The organism is Paenibacillus sp. J14 (assembly GCF_000518465.1).
In the GTDB taxonomy this organism is placed as follows: domain Bacteria; phylum Bacillota; class Bacilli; order Paenibacillales; family Paenibacillaceae; genus Fontibacillus; species Fontibacillus barengoltzii.
This window is the reverse complement of record NZ_JADQ01000016.1, coordinates 54,166-75,100: the sequence shown is the minus strand read 5'-3', so window position 1 is coordinate 75,100 and position 20,935 is coordinate 54,166. Positions and strand designations below refer to the sequence as shown.

At 50.8% G+C, this 20,935-nt stretch carries 14 protein-coding genes and 2 riboswitches; of the genes, 12 read left to right on the top strand and 2 right to left on the bottom strand.

Translation table 11 applies throughout. The annotated features are described in order from the left end of the window. Positions 1–228: 228 nt before the first annotated feature. The 7 genes from rnr to M891_RS0108320 all read left to right on the top strand — a co-directional run bounded on the left by rnr (position 229) and on the right by M891_RS0108320 (position 11,807). Positions 229–2,925 carry a ribonuclease R gene (gene rnr, locus M891_RS0108350; protein WP_036699763.1) on the top strand — a complete coding sequence of 899 codons (2,697 nt, stop codon included), beginning with the start codon at positions 229–231 and terminating at the stop codon, positions 2,923–2,925. 140 nt (positions 2,926–3,065) lie between these two features. Continuing rightward, the gene (locus tag M891_RS0108345) at positions 3,066–4,160 is read left to right on the top strand and encodes a GntR family transcriptional regulator (protein ID WP_232228312.1); all 1,095 of its coding nucleotides are present in this window, start codon (positions 3,066–3,068) and stop codon (positions 4,158–4,160) included. 132 nt (positions 4,161–4,292) lie between these two features. Next, positions 4,293–5,684: an ABC transporter substrate-binding protein gene (locus M891_RS0108340; RefSeq protein ID WP_028538502.1), complete on the top strand. Its 1,392-nt coding sequence runs from the start codon at positions 4,293–4,295 to the stop codon at positions 5,682–5,684. Between the two features lie 90 nt (positions 5,685–5,774). After that, positions 5,775–6,668, top strand: a complete 894-nt coding sequence (locus M891_RS0108335) for a carbohydrate ABC transporter permease (RefSeq protein ID WP_028538501.1) — start codon at positions 5,775–5,777, stop codon at positions 6,666–6,668. A 38-nt stretch (positions 6,669–6,706) separates the two neighbouring features. After that, positions 6,707–7,546, top strand: coding sequence for a carbohydrate ABC transporter permease (locus M891_RS0108330; protein ID WP_036699738.1), 840 nt, complete (start codon positions 6,707–6,709; stop codon positions 7,544–7,546). Between the two features lie 45 nt (positions 7,547–7,591). After that, complete coding sequence (locus M891_RS0108325) at positions 7,592–10,021, top strand: family 43 glycosylhydrolase (protein WP_028538499.1); 2,430 nt, start codon at positions 7,592–7,594, stop codon at positions 10,019–10,021. Positions 10,022–10,043: 22 nt separating this feature from the next. Then, positions 10,044–11,807 (top strand): glycoside hydrolase family 2, encoded by a 1,764-nt coding sequence (locus M891_RS0108320; protein WP_028538498.1) that lies wholly within the window; start codon positions 10,044–10,046, stop codon positions 11,805–11,807. Positions 11,808–11,960: 153 nt separating this feature from the next. Here M891_RS0108320 and M891_RS0108315 read toward each other — a convergent pair whose 3' ends face one another. Together M891_RS0108315 and M891_RS23555 are read right to left on the bottom strand one after the other, a co-directional pair. Further along, positions 11,961–12,644, bottom strand: a complete 684-nt coding sequence (locus M891_RS0108315; RefSeq protein WP_198032022.1) for a GNAT family N-acetyltransferase — start codon at positions 12,642–12,644, stop codon at positions 11,961–11,963. Between the two features lie 211 nt (positions 12,645–12,855). After that, on the bottom strand, positions 12,856–14,271 hold the full coding sequence (locus M891_RS23555; protein WP_051416877.1) for an NAD-dependent epimerase/dehydratase family protein: 1,416 nt from the start codon (positions 14,269–14,271) through the stop codon (positions 12,856–12,858). Positions 14,272–14,678: 407 nt separating this feature from the next. Here M891_RS23555 and M891_RS0108305 point away from each other — a divergent pair, with 407 nt between their 5' ends. The 5 genes from M891_RS0108305 to M891_RS0108285 all read left to right on the top strand — a co-directional run bounded on the left by M891_RS0108305 (position 14,679) and on the right by M891_RS0108285 (position 20,931). Beyond that, positions 14,679–15,806, top strand: a complete 1,128-nt coding sequence (locus M891_RS0108305; RefSeq protein ID WP_051135004.1) for a glycosyltransferase family 4 protein — start codon at positions 14,679–14,681, stop codon at positions 15,804–15,806. 119 nt (positions 15,807–15,925) lie between these two features. Continuing rightward, positions 15,926–16,013, top strand: a riboswitch (cyclic di-GMP riboswitch). A gap of 109 nt (positions 16,014–16,122) precedes the next feature. Then, positions 16,123–16,210, top strand: a riboswitch (cyclic di-GMP riboswitch). A gap of 78 nt (positions 16,211–16,288) precedes the next feature. After that, positions 16,289–17,686, top strand: coding sequence for a glycosyl hydrolase family 28-related protein (locus M891_RS25280; RefSeq protein ID WP_028538496.1), 1,398 nt, complete (start codon positions 16,289–16,291; stop codon positions 17,684–17,686). Positions 17,687–18,020: 334 nt separating this feature from the next. Then, positions 18,021–18,566, top strand: coding sequence for a YveK family protein (locus M891_RS0108295; RefSeq protein ID WP_028538495.1), 546 nt, complete (start codon positions 18,021–18,023; stop codon positions 18,564–18,566). Continuing rightward, complete coding sequence (locus M891_RS0108290) at positions 18,566–19,576, top strand: Gfo/Idh/MocA family protein (RefSeq protein WP_028538494.1); 1,011 nt, start codon at positions 18,566–18,568, stop codon at positions 19,574–19,576. The genes M891_RS0108295 and M891_RS0108290 overlap by 1 nt, the downstream gene beginning before the upstream one ends. 17 nt (positions 19,577–19,593) lie before the next feature. Next, complete coding sequence (locus tag M891_RS0108285; protein ID WP_084628851.1) at positions 19,594–20,931, top strand: nucleotide sugar dehydrogenase; 1,338 nt, start codon at positions 19,594–19,596, stop codon at positions 20,929–20,931. Positions 20,932–20,935: the final 4 nt, after the last annotated feature.

The window sequence follows — 20,935 nt, the reverse complement described above, 5'->3', positions numbered from 1 at the left end:
GGTTGATTTTTCATAAAAATGAAGGCTCTTTCATGAAATTCAAGCGATTTCATCCATTCCCGGGCGAAAACGGATGCCAAACCCGAATTTCGTGTATACTAGGGGATATACACCGCAAGGAAGATCATGGAAACATCATGCAAAATAACACCCCGGCCCCTGCGGGATGAGCCGGGTTTGAGGTGAAATCATTTGAAAGTAATTACGGAAGAAGAATTGCTCGCTTTTATGCGGGAAACGGCATATAAACCGATGACGTATCAGGAGTTGGAGGAGCATTTTGGGATCACCGATGCTGCCGATTTCAAGGAATTCCTGAAAATGCTCAACCGGTTAGAGCAAAGTGGACAAATTATTCTTACTCGCACTCATCGATATGGGGTTCCGGAACGCATGGACCTGGTGCGCGGGCGTTTGCAAGCCCATCCCAAGGGTTTTGCGTTTCTGATCCCGGAGGATCGTGACCATCCGGACGTCTATATTCATGCCAATGATTTGAAGAGTGCGATGAACGGCGATACGGTGTTGGTGCGCGTCAGCTCGAAGAGTGTGGCTGGCGGCAAGCTGGAAGGTGAGGTCGTACGCATTGTACACCGGGCCATTACGCAAGTGGTGGGCGTTTTCCAGAACAACGAATCGTTTGGTTTTGTGATTCCGGACGATAAACGGATCAACAAGGATCTGTTCATCCCGCGGGAAGGCTTTGGCGGTGCGGTTGATGGCGAGAAAGTCGTAGCTGAAATCGTAGAGTATCCCGAGGGACGGTCTGCGGCGGTTGGTCGGGTCATCGAGATTTTAGGGCATAAGGACGATCCAGGCGTTGATATTTTGTCGATCATCCGCAAGCATCAGTTGCCGGAAGCTTTTCCGGATGACGTGATGGCGGAAGCGCAGGAAGTTCCCGACGTGATCGATGAGGCGGAGATCGTTCGTCAAGGACGGCGAGACTTACGCGACAAAGTGATCGTGACGATCGACGGTGAGGATGCGAAGGACCTGGATGACGCCGTAAATGTTGAGCGTCTGCCCAATGGGAATATTAAGTTGGGCGTCCATATCGCGGACGTTGGGTATTATGTGCGCGAGAATTCAAAGCTCGATCAGGAAGCTTATAACCGCGGCTGCAGCGTATACTTGGTAGACCGCGTTATTCCGATGCTGCCGCACCGCTTGTCCAATGGGATCTGTTCGTTGAATCCGCAAGTGGATCGGTTCACGTTGTCTTGTGAAATGGAGTTTAACGAGATGATGAAGGTCGTGAAGCACGATATTTTCACCAGCGTGATCCGTACGAAGGAGCGAATGACTTACACGAACGTGCGCAAGATTCTGGAGGAGGAAGATCCAGAAGTTACGGAACGGTATGCGGATCTCGTGGATACGTTCAAATTGATGAAGGAGCTGGCGCTGAAGCTGCGGGCAAACCGCATGCGGCGCGGGGCGGTCGACTTCGACTTCGTGGAGTCAAAGGTGATCGTGGATGAGAACGGCAAGCCGGTGGATATCGTGAAGCGCGAGCGTTCGATCGCGGAACAGATCATCGAGGAGTTCATGCTGGCCGCAAACGAAACGGTGGCGGAGCATTTTTATTGGCTGAAGGTGCCGTTTATTTATCGGATCCATGAGGATCCGGATCAAGAGAAGTTAATGAATTTCCTGGCGTTCGTCGCTAACTTCGGTTATACGGTCAAAGGCGGCAAGGGCAATAAGGTGCATCCGCGTGCGCTGCAAACACTGCTCGAGGATATTCAGGGAACGAAGGAACAGACGGTGATCAGCACGATGATGCTGCGTTCCATGAAGCAGGCGAAGTATGATGCGGAAAGCACCGGGCATTTCGGGCTGGCGGCGGAGTTCTATACGCACTTCACCTCGCCGATTCGGCGGTATCCGGACTTGGTCATCCACCGGGTCATCCGCGAGGTGATTGAGAGCGGCGGGACGCTAAGCGAAGCGCGGATGGAGTATTTGGCCAGCCGCATGCAGGACATCGCGCAGCAGTCGTCTGAGCGGGAGCGCGTCGCCGTGGAGGCGGAGCGCGATACGGAACAGCTCAAGAAAGCGGAGTTCATGCTGGACAAGGTCGGGGAGGAATTCACCGGCATTATCAGCAGTGTAACGAGCTTTGGTATGTTCGTCGAGCTGGAGAACACGGTGGAAGGGCTGATCCGGCTTAGTGCGATGACGGATGACTATTATCATTTCCACGAGCAGCATATGGCGCTGATCGGGGAACGGACGTCGAAGATCTATCGGATCGGCGACGAGGTGAAAATCCGCGTGGCCCGCGTGAATATGGACGACCATACGATTGATTTTGAGATGGTCGACATGAAGCCGCGGCAACGCGGGGATTTCGCCGGCGCGCGCGGCGACGGCGGCTGGGGCGGCCGGGGCAACAAGGCCGCCAAGGGCAAGGACGCCGGCCGAGGCAAAGCCGGCGGCGGCAAAGGCAAGGGCGGCCGCGGCGCTGGCAAGCCCGGCCGTGCTGCGGCGGCGGACTTCGTCGCCGCCGATGAGGACGCCGGGGTGGGCACCCCCGGCGGGAAGCGCGGCAAGCGCGGCGGCGCTGCCAAAGGCAGCGGCGGCATCGCGCTTGGCCGCGCGGAGGCCCGCGCAGACAGCAGCGCGGGCGAGGGCACCGGCGCCGCGGCGAGCGCGCCGGCGCCGATGTTTGGCTTCGGCTCCGGCAAGGGAGGCTATGCCTCCGGGACGGTCGCCGTCGCCCGCGATGCCGGTCCTCGATACCGGACCGGCGAGGGCAAAAGCTCGCGGCGCAAGAAGACGTCCGCGAGCGGGATTTTCATCGGCGCCCGCGACGAGGGCGCCGGGGAGGCCGCCCCAAGCCGCAAACGGGGCGGCGGCAAGGGCAAGAACGGCGGCGGGAACGCCACCGCCGCGTTTGTTCGCAAGAAGAAAAAGTGAGCCATCCAGGTACGTCTCTCAGGTGAGGGGCGTACTTTTTTTTCGTTTCATTTACGACTTTAGATCTTCTCATAGACAAAAATAAAATAAATAATATACTAAGTATATATATGTTATATCTGGTTCAGTGGGAGTGGTCTATGGTGAAGAATTTACCCCTATATAAGCAGATTCAGGACGATATTAAGGAACGCATCCTATCCGGGGAGCTCAGACCAGGGGATCGTATTCCGTCGGAGAAGGAGCTGGCCGAGGAGTATCATGTCAGCCAAATCACGAGCAAGAACGCTTTGATCGGCCTGGCGGATGAAGGCATTTTAACCCGGCATCAAGGCAAGGGCACCTTCGTGAATGAAGAGGTTTGGAAGGTCTTGAACACGGCTGGAACGGCGCAGCGTACGGGGACACCTTACAAAGGCACCATTGGCTTGATTATCCCAACGCTGCAAACGAAGGTGGAGCAGCGGATCGTGGACAATATCGAACGGTTTGCCTGGGCGTCCGGTTACCAACTCACGCTTAGCATTTCGAGGGAATCGCAACGGAACGAGAGCGAAGCGATCGAAGCGTTTAATCGCAACGGCGTAAAGGGGATGGTGATCTTTCCGACGGAGGAGGAGAACTACAACGAGGATATTTTGCGCCTGTCCATCGACAAGTTCCCGCTGGTTCTGATCGACCGCTATTTGAAAGATATCCGAACCTACAGCGTCAGCGCGGATAATGAGAAGGGCACCTTCAACGCCGTGAGCTACTTGCTGGAGCAGGGGCATCGGAATATCGCCTTGATCTCTCCGGTGATCACGAATACCGTCACGGAAGACCGCGCGGCCGGTTTCGAACGGGCCTTCTATCAGAACCAATTGCCGATCAACAAAAACCAATGGTGCATCCTCAATATCAACGATATCCATAACGGAAACGGCGAGGAAATGATCTATGACTTCTTCCGTTCGCATCCCGAGATTACAGCAGCCTTCGTCATGAACGCTCAGCTCACAAACTATGCCTATGATGCGCTGCTTCGTTTGGGCAAGAGGGTACCGGAGGATTTTACGCTCTTCGGATTCGACGAGCCAGGGAGACCCGGCATCCATTATGTGGAGCAGGATATCGCTACGATGTGCAAGCATACCGTGGAATGTTTGCTGGAGCAGATGGAGGGGCGCTCCAATCCGCGAAGAGTGACGATTCCTGTAGAATTGATTATAAAAAATATATTATATACTAAATAAAGTATACTAATGTACGGGCGGATATACTAAAATGCAAAATGTAAAGCGGTTACAGTCCTGCAAAGATAAGCTGAATAAACCGTTCGTAGCCGCGATACCCATTTACGAAAATTCAATAGGGAGGTTATGCACGTGAAAACCAATCGCTTGGCAATCATCGCGGTGTGTTTGGTCATGACCATGTTGGTAGCGCTTACAGGCTGTGGCTCTAGCTCCAGCAGCAACTCGGGCTCGGCCAATGCCTCGCAGGAAACGGGAAACCCAAATGATCGCGCATCCAACGGGCAGCAGACAACCTCAGACGAGAAGGTGGAAATTTCCTTCATGGGGCACGGGGATCCTAACGAGAAGAAAATTTTTACCACATTAATCCAATCCTTTGAAAAGAAATATCCCAATGTAAAAGTGAACTACACGAGCGTACCGCCGGCGGAATACCATCAGAAGCTTACGACACTGGTAGCCTCCGGGAAAGCGCCGGATATCTTCTATCTCTCTGGATCAGCCTTCTATAAATATGCGGAAGCCGGTACGATTCTCAACATTCAAAGCTACTTGGATAACACGGAGTTGTTTGATCCCAACAACGTATGGAAGCAAGGGCTTGACCGTTACCGGTATGACGGGAAGACGCTGGGCACCGGAGATTTGTACGGACTTCCGAAGGACGTAGGTCCATGGGCGATGGCCTACAACAAGGATCTCTTTGATGAAGCCGGAGCGGAATATCCTTCGGCGGAGCCGGGCGGTTGGACTTGGGACGATTACCTGAAAGCCGCTCAAGCGGTCACGAAGGATACGAACGGCGACGGTAAGGTGGATATTTTCGGCGGAGCGGGCTTCCCTCTGGAAGCTGCCGTATGGGGCAACGGCGGAGATTACATCGACTATGCGACCGGGACGATCAAGGTGGATTCGCCGGAGTTTGCCGAAGCGATGCAATTTATCGCCGATCTCAATCTGAAGCATCATGTCAGTCCTTCTGCGGATGATGAGAAGGCGATGAACAGCTATTCGCGGTTCGTTGCGGGCAAGATCGGCATGTTCCCGCTTGGCCCTTGGGACCAGCCGGCTTTCTGGGATTTGCCTTTCAACTGGGATATCGCGCCATGGCCAGCCAGTCCGAACACGGGAAAAACGTCGACTTGGCTGGGCTCGATGGGCTTCGCACTCTCCAGCAAATCCAAGCATCCACAAGAAGCGTTTAACCTGGCGGCCTTCTTGTCCCTGGACCCTGAAGGTCAGAAGCAAAACATGGATCTGGGTCAAGCTGTCCCGAACCTGATTGATATGGCGACCAATGATTACTTAAACAACGGCAAAGCGCCGGAGCATAAGCAGGTCTTCCTTGACATTATCGAATATGGGCGTCCGACGGTCGAATACGGTTCCAAGGACACGCAATGGCTGGATACCTTCAACCAAGAAGCCAGCAAGGTGTGGACTGGCAAGCAGACGGCAGCCGAATTCGTCAAAGAAATTGCGCCTAAGTTGCAAGAGCTGTACGACAAAGGGAACAAGTAACCTGGTATAACAACGAACAAAGGAAGGTGGAAGCCAGATGCGTACTGCTTTCACCTTCTCTTAATTCTTTCGCGGGAAGGAAGAAGGGTCATGACCAATAAAATCCCCGGTTTTCGGCGCAAGGAGATCCTATGGGCTTACGGCTTCGTCGCGGTGCCGGTGCTTGGCTTCTTGATTTTTGGCCTTGCTCCGTTAGTCGCATCTGCCGTATTGAGCCTAACCCAGTGGGACATGGTATCATCCCCCAAATTTGTTGGATTGGCCAACTACGTGGACTTGTTTAAGGACGAAAAAGTATACAAATCGCTGTTCAACACGGTGTTTATGCTGATTGGCATTCCGCTCGGCATGCTCTTGTCGCTGCTGCTGGCCATCCTCATGAACCAGAAAATCAAAGGGATTTCGGTGTTTCGGACGATCTATTACATCCCGGTGATCTCGCCGATCATCGCGGTCTCCCTCTTGTGGCAATGGATCTTAAACCAAGACTATGGGCTGCTAAATCAGATGTTATGGAATGGGTTCCATATCACCGGCCCGAACTGGCTTGGTGATCCACGTTGGATCAAGCCTTCCTTGATCTTGATGGGGTTGTGGGGCGGCATCGGCGGCAATATGGTGCTCTATCTGGCCGGGTTGCAATCGATCTCCCGAAGCTACTATGAGGCGGCCGAGGTGGACGGGGCGAACGGGTTTCAGAAATTCACCAAGATTACGTTTCCGCTCCTATCGAACATCCACTTTTACATCGTAGTCATGGGCGTCATCGGCACGTTCCAGGCGTTCAGCCAGATCTACGTGATGGCGGCGGACGGCGGCCCCGAATTCAGCGCGGCAACGGTGGTCTTCTATATTTATCAGCATGCATTTGAGTATTTCAATATGGGCTACGCCAGCTCGTTGGCCTGGGTGCTGGGCATCATTATCTTCATCCTGACGCTGCTCCAATTCCGTTTGTCCAAACGTTGGATCTACAACGATTAGGAGGCGTACCTTGAGACTTAAGCAATGGAGGCGTGATTATGCTGCTGAAACGTCGAATAACCCTGAGCATTAATGTCCTGATCTTATTGATTGGTTCGATCATCATGCTGGCCCCGCTGGCCTGGTCGCTCTCCACCTCCCTGAAGGAGAAGAAAAATGTCTTCGACCTTCCGCCCAAATGGATTCCGGATCCGATGACGTTCGCTAACTATAAGGGCGTTTGGTCCGAGGCGCCGATATTACACGGCTTTCTCAATAGTGCGTTGATCGTCGTTTTCGTCCTGACGATTGGTTTGTTTATTTCGACGATGGCGGCTTATGCGTTTGCCAAGGTGGATTTTCCGTTCAAAGAAACGATTTTTATGTGCTTGCTCGGCACGATGATGATCCCGTATTCGGTGACGATGATCCCGCAGTTTATCGGGTTCTCCGAATTGGATTGGGTGGACACATTGCTGCCGCTAATTATCCCCGGGCTATTTGGCAACATTGTGGTGGTCTTTTTCCTGCGGCAATTTATGCAAGGCTCGATTCCCACAGAGTTGATTGAGGCCGCGAAGCTGGACGGGAGCGGATTCTTCCGAACGTTCGCCCAAATCGCGCTGCCGATCGCCAAACCGGCGATTGCGGCTCAAGCGGCGCTGGGCTTCATGGGGATCTGGAACGACTTCCTCGGCCCATTGATTTATTTGCACACGCCGGAGAAGCAGACGATCCAAGTTATGATTGCTTCGCTCCAATCGATGTACATCAGCAATTCGGATTATCCGCTGATTATGTCCGCCTCCGTGATTGCTATGGTTCCGGTCATCCTGGTGTTCTTCTTCTGCCAGAAGTATTTTGTTGAGTCGTTGGCGATCAGCGGGTTGAAGGGATAGGGGGCGAACATGAAGCGTCACATGCCTAGGCGTAGGAAGAAGCGGATGCTGGCAAGCTTATGTACCGCCGTCTGTCTGGCTTTTGTTCTCGGTTCATGCAGCTCGAACGAAGAGGTGAAGATCGAAATGTACAGCGAACAGGATCCAACTTATCAGAACCCCTTTACCTTGCCCGAGGAATGGGAGGATTACGGCATTGGCGATCCCTATATCCTTCGCCATGACGGAAAGTACTATCTCTATTGCAGTACAAAGGACGGCCGCCCCGGGATCAAAGGCTGGAGCTCCGAGGACCTGATTCATTGGACTCCGGAAGGCCTGGTCACCGAGGATCCAATCACGACAGGGGCCTATGCCCCCGAAGTGGTGTATTGGAACGGTTATTTCTATATGTACACCTCGCCGGCGGGGAACGGGCATTACGTGTTACGAAGCGACAGTCCAACCGGGCCGTTTGAGGTTCAAACGGAAAATTTGGGGCTCAGCATCGACGGCTCGGTTTTTATTGATGATAACGGCAAGTGGTATTTCACGCATGCAGGGGATCAAGGCATCGTCATTCATCCGATGACGGACCCCTACACGATGGATCTCGGGACGACGACCAACGCTTATCTTGGCCATTGGACGGAAGGCTCGACCATTATCAAGCGAAACGGCACTTATTATATGACCTACACCGGAAACCATGTGTTCAGCAAAGGGTATCGAATTAACTATGCCGTAGCCCACGACGACCCCACAGGAGATTATCAGGTGCCGGAAAATAACCCGTTAGTCATTCATACTTCCGGCTCTTTCGTGGGTCTAGGTCACAGCTCGAGCTTTGTGGGGCCGGATTTGGATTCCTACTATATGGTGTATCACAATTTGGTTGGCGCTTCCGCGGAAGGTCCGCCGGTGCGGCAGATGGATATCGATCGTATCGTGTTTAACGGTGACCGGATGGAAGTGCTGGGGCCGACGAATACCCCTCAGCCGGTGCCCAAGCAAGCGGATTTCCGAAGCCGGTTGGATCAGCCGGAGGCTCAGGCGGACTGGGAGGAGGAGACGCTGCCGGACGGGACCCGCCGATGGATAAGCCAAGCGGAAACGAACGCCGGATTTACCGCCGAATACAACCTGAGCTTGAAGCAGCTAGTGGAGGATAAAGAGGCTTATGTGGATGCAATTTTTGCCTATGTTGATTCGGACAATTACTGGTCTGCGCGCTTGAAGCCCGGAAGCGGTGAGTTGGCGGTGATGCAGGTCAGTCAGGGGCAAGCTCAGACGCTGAGCAATCTTCAATTGCCGGAGGAATTCGACTATACGAAACTTCATACCTTGCGTGTGGAAAATGACGGCAGCTCAGTGCGCGTTTACTTCGACCAGATGCAGAAGTTCAACCTGCCGCAGCAAGCTGCGATTCAGGGCCGGATCGGGTACGCAGCCTCCGGTGCTGATCCGGTGTATTCGTATACCGCGTTCTCCAACGATGTGAACGGGAGCAGTGACTTCGAAGTGTATAAACCTCTTCCGGGCAGCGTGGAAGCGGTCCATTACTTGAAGGACGCCGGCCGCGGTTTCCAGGTAAAATCGTCTGCTGCTGCTGAGGTGGAGTATCGGAAGACTGATGGGGTTTCCATTGGCATGGCGGAGGATCGCAGTTATTTTGTGAAGCTGGAGCAGGCAGGGGATTGGCTGACCTATAAGGTTAACGTGGCCCAGGCCGGAACCTATGGTGTAACGATGCGCCTGTTGACCTCGGAGGAAGCAGCCAAGATTGAAGTGAGCAGCGGGAACGTGAAGCAAACCTTTGACATTGCACCGGATGCCGATGCGGAGTGGAAGACGATCAAGCTGGGAGCGATGGAGCTTCCGAAGGGCTATCAACCGCTGACAATCAAGCTGCGCAAGGGACAAGTGGCTTTTAAAGATGTGACATTCTATGCCTCGGAGGAAGTATCGGAAGAAGGGACTAACCTGTTCGATTCGGTGGAAGCCGAGGATCTTTACGGCACGTTTGAAGCCATTGACGGCGGATTTAGAGGCAGCGGAGGGCCGGATGATCGCTTGTTCGTCGGCAATGCGGCTTGGGATGACTATGAGTTGTCCGTGCAAGTTGACGTTCCGGATGGGATGACCGGGGAAAGCCAGGTCTTCGTTCGTACGACGAACGAGTCTTATTTTCCGCATCAGGTGCAGGACTCGGCGATGGGCTATGCGATTAGCCTTTACGATGGACAGCTGCAGCTGTTGAAGCTCAATTACGGGGCGCTGGCGGTGAGCAGCGGACGCGTTCAGATGGAACCCGGGCAGACTTATATGTTGCGTGTAGTAATGGAGGGTTCCCGCATTCGAGTCTTCTGGGGGCAGGAGGAGGAACCCGTGATGGATTATACGGATTCCGATCCTTTCTTCCATGGAAGAGCAGGCCTGCGGAGTATTGGTTCGACATTTAGCTTTAGGGAGATGCAAGTGAGAGAGACGAGATAGATAGAGGAAAAGGAGTAAACCTATGACAACTCAAATGTATATCAAAGATTACCCCAGACCGCAATTTGTAAGGGAGCAATGGATCAATCTGAATGGAGAGTGGGACTTCCGCTTTGACGATGACAATGTCGGTGAGCGGGAGAACTGGTACGTGGATTTGCAGGCCGATCGCAAGATCCGGGTGCCGTTTACGTACGAAACCAAACTGAGCGGGATCGGGGAGGAGACGTTTCACCCTCAGGTATGGTATGAGAAGAAGTTAACGCTCCCAGCCGAGGCGGCGGGGAAGCGAGCGATCCTTCATTTTCAAGCCGTAGATTATCGGGCCAAGCTGTGGGTTAACGGCGTCTATGTTGGGCAGCATCAGGGCGGGTATGCCGCGTTCTCTTTTGACATCACGCCATATGTGACCTTTGGCAGCGAAAATGTGCTGTCGGTTAAGGTCGAGGACAGCGATAGCTGCACTCAGCCTCGCGGGAAACAGCGCTGGCAGAACGATAACTTCGAGTGCTTCTACGTCCAAACGACGGGGATTTGGCAGACGGTCTGGATGGAATTTGTGGACTCGGCACATGTGGATGCCGTGAAAATCACCCCTGACTTCGACCGCCGATCGGTCACCTTCGAATATCAGGTGGCAGGCGATTTGAAGGGCGACAGCCCGTTGGAGTTGGAAACTGTCATCTCTCTGAAAGGGCAAACGGTGAAGCGGATGCGACTTGCTATTGACCGGCCCTGGCTTCGGGCGGATGCGGATTTGCTGCATGAAGCGTCAGGGCCGTGGAAATTTAGCGAGTGGTCGCCGCAGCGTCCCAATCTGTATGATGTGGAGTTTATTCTGTACCGGGACGGTCAGGTCGTGGATCATGTCTATTCCTATTTCGGAGTGCGGAAGATCTCGATTGAAAACGGCAAGGTGCTGCTGAACAATTCACCGATTTATCAACGCTTGATTCTGGATCAGGGCTATTGGCCGGACTCGCACTTAACGCCGCCTTCCGAGGAAGCGATTCTGGAGGATATTGATAAAATCCTGGCGATGGGCTATAACGGCGTGCGCAAGCATATGAAGATCGAAGACGCCCGGTTCTTGTATTGGTGCGACGTCAAAGGGCTGCTCGTCTGGTCGGAGATGGCGGCGACGTTTGAGTTTAATGATGAAGCAGTTGAGGCGTTTACGAAAGAATGGGTGGAAATTGTTCGTCAGCAGTACAATCACCCAAGTATTATCACCTGGGTTCCGTTTAACGAGTCTTGGGGGATAGCGAATATTATGACCGACCGCAAGCAGCAGGAGTTTACCGAGGGGATTTATCACCTGACCAAAGCGATCGACCCTTATCGTCCCGTAATAACGAATGACGGGTGGGAGCATACGGTATCGGACATTCTGACCCTGCACGATTATGAGGAATCGGGAAGCCGCTTCCTGGAGCGTTACAAGGATATGGAGGCGGTCACCGGGAACAACATTTCGTTTAACAATTGGAAGTATGCACTCGCACAGGGGTACGCCTACCGCGGTCAACCCATTCTCGTAACGGAGTTCGGCGGGATCGCCTTCCAATCGGAGTCGGGTTGGGGCTACGGCAACCAGGTGAGCAGTGAAGAAGCGTTTCTCGAACGCTTTGAGAGCATCACGAATGCGATTAAATCGATTGATGCCATCTGCGGCTACTGCTATACGCAAATTACCGACGTGCAGCAGGAAGTGAACGGTTTGTTGACGGAGAGCCGTGAACCAAAGGTGCCGATGGAGACGATCCGACGGATTAATCTGGCCTAGTGCTTCGGTTCTTTTCTATCCAATGAAAAAACACCTCCAAGATGCTCTCCCGATCTTATGACAAGGAGCGCATGTTCTTGGAGGTGTTTTTGGGCTGTCTCATCTGAAACATCCGTCCGCAAAGGGAGCGGCCCCATTATTCGGGTCGGATGTCTAACGCTTCCCGCGAGATTGCTTGTAATTAAATTGAAGCCAATCTATTCCAGCGCGGGCAATATCCTTAAAGGAGGGGCGTCGAAGGACATAATATGGGACCAGATCGCCTCCCCAACTTGCTTTGGAGTTAGATACGGATTCAATATTTGCACCTGTGAAGTCAAATCCTTTGACACCGATGGAGGTCAGATCCTCAAATTCAAATAACTGCAGCATCTGAACCACACCGTTCTGCAGGTGTGCACTCTTGGTTCCAGCGATCCAACCGGTAGCCCATTCAGGATGGAACAGCAGCGAAATATTGGCGCTGACCGGTTCACCTTCCGGTGAATAGGAGATATAGCAGCGGAACGCCTCTTCCCCCATCAAATCTTGTGCCAGCTTCAGATCCTCCACGGAGAGCTGATGACTGAACCCTTGACGCTGTTCGGTTTCGATGAGGCATTGGTATGCGTGATCCATATTATTACTTTTTACAGTGTAATATCCTAAAGAAGAAGCCTTCTTGATTTTGTTGCGTATGGATTTGCTGGCCTCTTCAATCTGATAGGGCAATTCCACTTGGTATGTATATCGAACATCGCTCTTGAAGCCTCTCCAGGTAAATGGACGAACATCCTCAATATGCGGGGGGAGATGTAAAATAACTCTCCCTTTCAGCTCCAACAATCGATCAATCATGAGGTTGGCGACCTCATGCCATTGCTTATTCGATCGTGAAGCCTTGCTTGTGGCTGTTGGATAAAAGTAGGTCAAGTGGTAGGGGTTCTGTGGCGGGAGGTACGACCTCCCTTTTGCATCCATGAACAGCAGCATTTCACCGTATACCTCAGATTGGGGAAGCTGCAACCGATGATAATCACTTCGACAATTCCACCGCCGGCGGTTAAATTCAGCCCATTTGGACAGTGTTGTTTGCTCCATCATTCCGTTGCTTTGAATCTCCTTTCGTAGGATTGGTTCCGGAAATGACTTCCGCAACGACTCCTTGCCGGGCCAGCCTTTCAATAACAATGCCCGCATCGTTCAGAGAGACATTCGACAGCAGAATTTGTGGGGTGCCGGTCTCGCTTAAACCGATATAATCATTCTCCCTCAGGGTCCGATCAACCGCATGAAGCAGCTGTTCATTATCTCTGACCTCGCTCGTGATCGCGAGCAGAACGTAATCCGTATCGAATTTCATCTTGGCTTGAATTCTGGAGTGAATGACCGCCGTGAAAATTTCTGGCTTGAGCACAGGGGTCCCTTCCAGATACAGCTCGTTCTGACTTAGGTAGAGACTTCGAATGTTTCGGGACAGGGCCGAGCCAAGCAATTCATTTTGGATCTGCTCGTCGTTATACAAGGTGGAAGAATTCGTTGAGGTTTTCTTCTTTTTCGTCAAGCTTTGAGATTCCCGCATAAACCATTCGTAGGTTTGGATCAGTCCTTCCTTGAAGGAATACTTTGGCGTCCAGTTGATGGTGGAACGCAGCAACTCGTTATTCAGAACGGATCGGTAGATATCTCCAGGGCGGGAATTCACTCGAATGATACTAGGGAGTGAGGGATGAAGCTCGGAGAGGATCTCAATCAACGTATTGATCGAGTTCTCTGTACAGGTAGATAGATTCATCACTCCCGAATGCTCGGTGCCTGCAGCTAGAAAAATGGCCTCTGCGACGTCTTCCACATAAATAAAGTCTCGTGTCTGCTCTCCGGTTCCATAGATGACCAGCTCTTTCCCATCTCGCACCCGCTCCATAAAGATGGAGACGACGCCGCCTTCGCCGATCGTTCCTTGCCGAGGTCCATATACATTGGCGAAGCGGAAGCATAGCGTGCTTAGGTCGTAGAGCTCTTTCCATTTCTCACAGTAATATTCACCAAGAAGCTTATTAATTCCATAGGGTGATACCGGCTTGCAAAGATAGGATTCGGACAGTGGCATTTCTTGCGTAGTTCCGTATACAGCTGCAGATGACGCAAAAATAAATTTCCGGACTTGGTACTTGGCAGAAAGTTGAAGCATGTTCGTAAGGCCTAAAATGTTCGATTTCGTATCAGCATAGGGGTTCTCCACAGAAGTAACAATATCGACCTGGGCTGCAAGATGAATCACTGCGTCGATCTCGTGTTGCTCAAAGACCGCTTCGCAATTCGGACTCTCTACATCCAAAATATAGGAAGTATGAGGAAACTTAATATGATTTACATTGCCGGTTGAAATATTGTCTATAATGACAACCTGATGTCCTTCTCGAAGAAATCTCTCGGCAACAAAGGAACCGATAAAGCCGTAGCCTCCTGTGATTAAAACTTTCACAATTTCCACCCCATAGTTGACTCAATTGGTTACTTATCCATAAGTTAATCATAGCTTTTTCCAAATCTGGTGTAAACACGAAGTAGAACTTTTATACTATTTCCTTATGCCTATTACCATGCAAATGCAAGTCTTCTGAATTTTGTCTGATCTGATGTTGTGCCGGTCGGCTCCTAAAGTGTCGTGAGATGATGAGAGAAATGATGTGAGAGTCTATTCTATGCAGGCAGGAGTGGACCTTAAGTTGTCCTGAGAGAGAAAAAATGATTAGGTAGATTTGAGTATGGACTTGATAACTACTAATATATCAGAACCCTATGGGCTAGTCACCCTAAACTTATGATAGAACAGCGATTGAACTCCCCTATAAAGACTGATATATTTGGTACTATATTACTAGAAAGCGGATGGTATGGGTGCCCAAAAAGGTGTTATTTAGCGCTACGGTTGTGTCTCACATTAACGCATTTCATCTACCTTACTTGAAATGGTTCCGGGATCAGGGCTGGGAGGTTCATGTGGCTGCGAATGGTTCTGAGCCGGTTCCATGGGCGGACAAGCAGTTTGATATTCCCATCCAGCGTTCTCCCTATAGCAGGGATAACCTCAAGGCTCTACGGGAGCTAAAAAGAATTATCGACAGTCAGGGATACGAGATTATTCATTGTCATACCCCTATGGGCGGAGTGTTAACGAGACTGGCTGCCCGCCAAAGTCGAAGAAAAGGCACGAAAGTCGTCTATACTGCTCATGGTTTTCATTTTTACAAGGGGGCTTCTCGCATCAATTGGTTGATCTACTATCCGGTGGAGAAGTGGCTTTCTCGGTATACTGACGTTCTGGTAACGATGAATGATGAGGATTTCGAGCGGGCTAAGCGAGGGAAATTCAAACCGGGGCTCATCCATTTTGTGCATGGGGTCGGGATCAGCTTCGAGAGATTTAAACCGCCTACAGCGGAGCAAAAGCGGCAATTGCGAGAAGAGTATGGCGTCGGACAAGACCGTTTTGTTCTCATATATGCGGCGGAAATGATTCATCGCAAGAACCAGACGCTCCTGCTGGAGACGATCCAAAAATTGAAGGATGCCATTCCGAATGTGCAGCTGCTGCTTGCCGGCAAAGGGAAACTGGAGGCGTTCTACAAAAGTCTCGTTGCTGAGAAAGGGCTGGAACCTTATGTTACCTTTCTCGGACACCGGAAGGACATGGAGAACATTTACGCATTGGCGGATGTAGCAGTATCCTCGAGCCGGCAGGAGGGCTTGCCGGTCAATATTATGGAGGCGATCGCCAGCGGCCTTCCTGTGGTGGCAACTCGGGTAAGGGGAAACCGGGACCTCGTCGGGGAAGGCGTCCATGGATTTCTGGTCGAGCTCGGCGATGCCGATGCCTTTGCTGATCGGATTCTGCAGTTATATCACGATCCCTTGCTTCGGCAGGAGATAGCTGCAAGACGAGATCTACTTACGGGGACGTATGCGATTGAGAACGTGCTGGAGGAATTAACCTCTGTCTATAAAGACCGGATGTGAATCAGGTATCCAATGGAACATTTTGTCGTCTAGTAAAATATTAGTAGAGTGCTAGTTTACAGATTCATAGAGGATATGCTACTATAGAACCATAATCTAACATATTTTAAGCCTGCAATGTCGAATAAAGGCAAACCGCTCGAAAGGGTGGGACGCAAAGCTACAGGGGCTTCGTGATCGAGGATCACATGCCAGCCAGCTCCCTACATACAGGTTTCCGATGAGGAACCTTATAACTATAGTTATTTGGTTCTTTTTTTATTGACTCCAACCTCAGAAATTGACTCCACTCCAAACCTCAGAATTGAATACGAGAACATCGAAAAGGCAAACCGCATGAAAGTGCGGGACGCAAAGCTACAGGGGCTTCGTGGTCGCAGATCACATGCCAGCCAGTTCCCGAAAGTTTTCAGGATGAGATAGAAGGCTTCCTGAAACGGGGGCTTTCTATTTTTTATCCTATCGAATTTGAGGTGTCCTTTATGGCAGCAAATCAATCGATTAAGAAATTCGTGCTTATCACGTTGGTCGTTGCAGTCGGATTCCTGTTTAACTTCTCTATAAATCCGGTTGCTGCGAACGCTGAGCCAAAGGACGCCCAAATGATTAATGTGAAGGACCAAGGTGCCAAAGGCGATGGAGTGACTGACGATACGTCGGCAATTCAACGGGCTTTGGATCTCGCAGCAAGCAGCAAAGGAACGGTATATTTTCCTGAAGGCACTTACGTGGTGAATCCAGTGAATACGCTGATCGTCGAGAGCGGAACTACGCTTAAAGGCGAAGGCAAGAAGTCGGTCATTCAAGCAGATGCTCACAAATTTGGATGGGAAATGATCCATGCATCGGGTACTGGAATTGAAATCTCGGACTTGATGTTGGATGGTAATCATGCCGTAAATCGTGTTCTGGTTATCGGGGGAGGCAGCTCCTTCGTCAAAGTGAATCGGATCGCGGCAGCCAATGCGACGCACAGCAGTGACCCGGCTAGCGATTTTTATACGGGTGTCGTCTCGGGGATTGTCATTTATGGCGATACCAATCACATTGAAATCACAAATTCTGAAATTTATAATATCAAGGCTGTGAATCTGACAGCCGGCAGCTTGATCTCCAGAGGCATCTATATTACAACAACCTGGGGATCGGCAGAGAAGGTTGCATCGAACGTTCGAATCACGAACTCCAACATCCATCACATCGGTTCAGCCGACGATGGGGACGGGATTTTCTATGAAGACCCGAACCTGGATCGTGGGACGGGCCGGGACGTGGGCAGCTTGATTGCCAACAATACCTTCAGCTTCAACGCTAAACGTGCGATCAAGATTTACGCCCAAGGGATTACGGTCAGCGGCAATATCATCACGAACTCCTATCTCAATAACAACTATTACGAAGGTAAAGATAAAGGTCAGTTGGCTCCTGACATGTACGCTGGCATCAGCGTCTACGCTTCGAACAACAGCATTTCGGACAATCGCATTGAAGGGGTTGGCAGTTATTATGCTGCGATTGAAGTCAGCGCCGATGAGACCGTTAATCATGTGACCATCAAAGGGAACAAGATTAAAATGGGGCAGCAAAGTGTGATTGCGGGAACAACGGGCATTCGCTTAGGGAATACGAAGAACTTCACCATTTCGAGCAACACGATCGAGCATGCCGAGAAAGGAATCTGGACTTGGCAGAATGCGGAGAACGGAACGGTCGAGGGCAACAAGATTGAAACAACGAAGGGCGGAATCGACCTGACCACCTATCTTGCGAATTGCATCCAGAAGGATATCGTGGTTAAGGACAACATCGTTAAGGGACAAGCCTTCAACATCCAACTGGCAAAATCGAACGTCAATGTTAAGGTAGTATCGAACTTATAATTAAATCATCACTTGATAGAGTTTAACAGGTTTATGAAGAGACAATCGTCTTTTCGTAAACCTGTTTTTTGTTTGTCTCTCAAATGCGTCAAAAAAAACATTCTTCTCTTGATTGCAATTTGTGTTAATATAAGGTTATATTTAGGTGACTATTTTCCTAGTTTTAAATGCCTATCCTATTTTTTCATGACGGATTTTCTGGGACTTATTTTGGAGTGATATTCTGACATCGACTGAGGTGGAGCTATTGGAAAGTAGCGGTTTGTTTAAAATCTTAAGAAAACACATGATTGCTTTTATTGTTACGCTTCTAGTCTGTGAGGGAGGCGTTTTTTTGGTTAATACGCTGGCCAAACCTCAATATCAAGCGACTGCAAGCTTGGTAGCTACGATTGCTTCTACCGAGGCGGGGACTTACACCGAATTTTTGGCCAGTCAGATGTTAACTAAAACGTATGAGGATGCGATTGAGAGTCGATTTATTGCCAATGAAGCAAAAAATAAACTACAGACCAAGGAAACCGCATATGAATTATTAAAACGGATCAAAGTCAGGACAGACCCCGACACTCTAGTAATTATTATCAAAGCCACACATGACAATCCGCAGGATGCGGTGGCCATTGCCAATGCCTTCGCCGAAAGCTTTATTCAGAAATCGAAAGAGCTGGTGGAGAGTTCCAGTGTCATGATTTTGGACAAGTCAAATCTGGAAGAGGCTTCAATTCCCGTCAGCCCCCGGAAGATCTTGAACTATGCGATCGGCGGCTTTATCGGTCTATTTGCAGGGCTATGCGTCTCGATGCTGCTGGAGAAGCGCGGGGGCTCCAAACGCAGTCAGCAAAGGCGAACTCCGAGAGAAAAGGAGATGGAATTCTAATGATTCACTTTGCGATTATCGGATGCGGCCATATTGCGAACAAACATATCGAATCGATAAATAGCACGGATGGAGCGGTACTTACGGCGTTATGTGATAACAACCCTCAACGATTGCTTGAACTGGAAGAGAAGTGGAATGTCCCGGTTTATCTGAACATGGACGAGATGCTGCAACAATGCCCTCACATCGATGTCGTGTGCATCTGTACGCCAAGCGGATTACATACTTCTATGGCCATTGCCGCGGCCAAGGCCAAGAAGCATCTGATCATTGAGAAGCCCGTTACGTTAACATTGGAAGATGCTGACCGCATTGCAGCGGCAGCAGAAGAGAATGGGGTCCTGGTTACGGTGGTTCATCCTAACCGCTATCGGCCAGCCATTCGGCAATTAAAGCACGCGTTGGATCAAGGGATGTTCGGCAAGTTAAGTCATGTGAATGCAACGGTTCGCTGGAATCGGAGTCAAGCCTATTACGATCAGGCTCCATGGAGAGGGACGAAGGCCATGGATGGAGGCGTCTTGATGAATCAAGCGATCCATAGTTTGGACCTGTTGATCTGGCTTTTTGGCCCGGTGAAGGAAGTGAAATCGTTGGTGGATACCCGGTTCCGGAAGATTGAATCGGAGGATGTTGCGGTCGCCGTGCTTCGGTTTGAGAGCGGACATCTGGGGGTTGTCGAGGCATGTACGACGGTGTATGAGCAAAATTTGGAGGAGTCGATCGCTGTTTTTGGAGAGCATGGATATGCGGAAATCGGCGGCAGAACGGCCAATTGGATTAAGCAATGGAATTGCTCCTCGATGACCAAGGAAGAGACGGAGGTGCTGATTTCCGAGATTGAACGGGACCCCTTTGGCAAACCGGGACATCAATGCATCATTGAGGATATGGTGGAAGCCATCCGGGATCACCGCCCGCCAGCCATCACGCTGGAGGATGGCAGAAATGCACTGAAGCTTGTCATTGATATGGTTGAAAATGGCAGTCCACAAGTCGTTATGTAGGAAAGGGAGAGGGCGCTATGCGTGAATCAATGCTGCAATCGCAAGATCATCGTACCGAATTGATGGATAAGCTTCACAGCAAAACAGCGAAGATCGGAGTCATTGGACTTGGGTATGTCGGGCTTCCGCTCGCTGTAGAGAAGGCAAAGGCCGGATACCAGGTCATTGGGTTTGATGTCCAGCCGCACAAGGTGGACATGGTTAACCGGGGATATAACTACATTGGGGATGTAGTGGATGAAGATCTCAAAACGATGGTAGACAGCGGGCGACTGCAGGCGACTTCGGATTACTCCTTCATCTCTATGGTGGATACGGTTGCGATATGTGTGCCAACCCCGTTGGACATTTACCAGCAGCCGGATACGAGTTATGTGGAAAATTCCGCGAAGGAAATTGCCAAATATCTTCATCCCGGGATGCTCGTAGTCCTGGAAAGTACGACCTATCCCGGAACGACAGAGGAGCTCGTGAAGCCGATCCTCGAATCCACCGGATGGATCTGCGGGAAGGATTTCTTCCTGGCTTATTCGCCTGAACGGATTGACCCGGGCAACAAGCATTTCAATACGAAGAATACCCCTAAAGTCGTCGGCGGCGTCACGAAGTCCTGCTCCCAAATCGCCGAAGCGCTGTATAAGCAGGTGTTGGATGGAGAAGTGCATGTAGTCTCCAGCCCCGCAGTGGCCGAGATGGAGAAGATATACGAAAATACCTTCCGTCATATCAATATCGCGTTAGCGAATGAGATGGCTATATTGTGTAACCGGATGGGCATTAATGTCTGGGAAGTGATTGAAGCTGCGAAGACGAAGCCCTATGGTTTTATGGCCTTTTACCCGGGTCCGGGATTGGGCGGACACTGTATTCCAATTGACCCCTTCTATCTTACCTGGAAAGCAAGAGAGTATAACTACCACACTCGTCTGATTGAACTTGCCGGTGAAATTAATAACTCCATGCCGGAATTCGTTGTACAGAAAATCGCTGAACTTCTCAATACCAACAAGAAGCCACTTTATGGATCTGTCGTCTATTTACTTGGCGTAGCCTACAAGAAGGATATTGATGATTATCGGGAATCTCCGGTTCTTAAAATTGTGGAACTGCTGGAAGCGCGAGGAGCAGAGGTTATCCTAAGCGATCCACACATCCCGGCATTCAAGTATCACGGGCAAACTTACGAAACCGTGGAGCTGACGCAAGAGAGGCTTGCCCAATCCGATATTACCGTCATTGCCACAGATCATTCGGCATTCGATTATGACCTGGTCGGTCAAAGCAGCCGACTGTTGCTGGATACGCGCAATGCAATGAACGGGTATGCCAAGCCGGAGCAATATTACTTGTTATAGCATG